General features: G+C 45.7%; 1 pseudogene. It reads left to right on the top strand.

Annotated features, from left to right (window positions below):
• A pseudogene (locus tag Q0628_RS04385) lies at positions 1-2,291 on the top strand (hypothetical protein); the annotation flags it as partial.

Here is a 2,291-nt window from a genome sequence, read left to right as displayed (position 1 = left end):
AAACCCCCGTCACCTACAAGTTTAATGACGATGGCTATGCCAGCGGTTCCTACTACAGAATGAATACGGGATTTGTCCCGACAGATTCCGGTACCTACAGGCTCACGATTAAACCGACTGCCTCGACAACTATTTATTTGTATGATGATGGCTCCGACAAAACGTTCCCTTCTACAACCAGTAAAAGCTATAGCGGAACGACGACCAAACAGGTTTTCTTGGGAAGCGTCAATACAGACGGCCGGTACCTTCTTTTTAGCACTGGTAGCTCGCAATCCTTAACGCTCAACGTCGACCGTACTTACCATATAGAACTCGAAGGTGACGAAGGTATTTCTGCCAAGTTTGAAAACGGTTCTTCCCACGACACGACGCACATTAATGGCGAATCCATACAAATCTCCGCCACTGCATCTAGCGGAAAGAGATTTTCGTACATGAAGGTGACTTCGGGTAACTGCACCTTGAGCGACACCGCTGCCCAGAATGCAAAAGTGACTGTCGATGGAGATTGTAAAATAACCGTATTCTCGGAAGACGATGGTGGTGTTTATCCGATTTCTACAACGTCTTCGAAATTCAACTATGCCATGCACCGCTCTGAAATCGGTTCAAGTTTTGGCATCAGGACCGTGTTTACGGCGCCTGAAGACGGCGGGTACACTCTTTTTGTAAAAAGTAGCCTGTCGAACAATGTTTGGGCTTATGACGAAACCTTTACCACAAGGAGTAGCCTCTCGTCCAATGCGTTTAGCGCCACTGAAGGTGAAAAATATTATTTCTACTTGCAAAGCACCAGTTCTTCCTATTCTCCGGACAAGAACGACACTCTCTCGGTATGGGTTGTCAAAAACGTAAACGTGAGTTCTGCAGTTTCGGGAGCGGGAACCGTTAAAGTCAATGGCAAATTGGGTTCCAGCGACGACAAATTTGCCGGAGATTCCATTTCGATTGTGGCTACTGCGGACGATGGGTCGCGTTTTGACCATTGGGAAAAAGTTTCTGGATCCTGTACGATTCGCGATACGGCAAAGGTTAGCACCTTTGTGGCGCTCGCCGGGGATTGCAAGGTAAAGGCGTTCTTTGTAGAAGGCAAAGTTTTTGAAATTAGCGAAACTCCCCAATGGTTCAATTTCCTTAAAGACGGTGTCATGCGCGACGGTTATATGGGTATACAGACTTATTTCGATGTTCCGACTGCGGGAACCTATAAGTTTGTTACGTATTCTAACACGACCAATTATTATCGTTACCTTTATTCCGATGAAACTTTTGAAAAGGGGACCTACAAGTCTTCTAATGTTGATGCCATTGCGGAGGCCGGTAAGCATTATTATGTGTTCCGTGATTATCACAATGTCTCGCAGGTCACGTTTGCCGATTCCATATTGATTTCGGTGAAACGTACTTACCGGGTTCATATAGATACCCTGGGAAAAGGCGATGTCTCAATCAATGGCTATTTCCGTTATGACGATTCTACGGCTGCTGCGGGGGATACCCTTCGACTTGTTGCCACTCCAAACACTGGTTATAAGTTCAAAAAGTGGGATATTGTCTCGGGTTCTTGCACCTTGTCCGATAAGGCGTCGGCTACGACAACTGTCACGGTCAAGGGGGACTGCAATCTTGAAGCCCACTTTGTTGCAGGTGAAATCTATAGCGTTACCGATACGCCCAAGGAATATACCTTCAAAGACAATTATTACAGTGGCTCAGCAACTAATGGCGTTCGTTTCCGTTTCGTTGCGCCGGATGACGGTAAGTTCGGTATTGTGGTAAAACGTAAAAATCAAGCTAACTATGTTACATATTACAAGTGCGCTAATGCGGGCTGCACAAGTACCTCTGCTTCCAGAAGTGTGTATACCGCTTATATAGACTCTGTAACCGTTTCAAAGGGCGACTCGGTAAACTTCAAAGTGGTGCCCTACAGTGTCGCAATCGCTAACGGGGATACTATTTCGGTCCATTATGTAGATTTGAATGAAAAACGCCTTGTCATAAAACTCCTGGCTGATTCCTTGGGGACAGTTACTCCCAGCGCGGGCTATACAGATGTGATTTCTGGCATGGACTACAGTATTGACGCTGCGGCGACTCGCTTTGGTTACCGATTTGATCAATGGAGTGTGAAGTCCGGTAATGCGACTATTGCGAAAAAAGATACTTGCCATACATTTGTCAGCACGACCAACGATGCCACCGTTCAAGCTCACTTTAGAAAAGGTGATATCTATGAAATTGACAAAACGGTAAAGTCTTTTGTTTTTAGCACTGACTACTATTCC

It is taken from the genome of uncultured Fibrobacter sp. (assembly GCF_937877005.1).
Classification (GTDB): Bacteria; Fibrobacterota; Fibrobacteria; order Fibrobacterales; family Fibrobacteraceae; genus Fibrobacter.
This window is presented reverse-complemented; position numbering and strand designations above follow the sequence as displayed.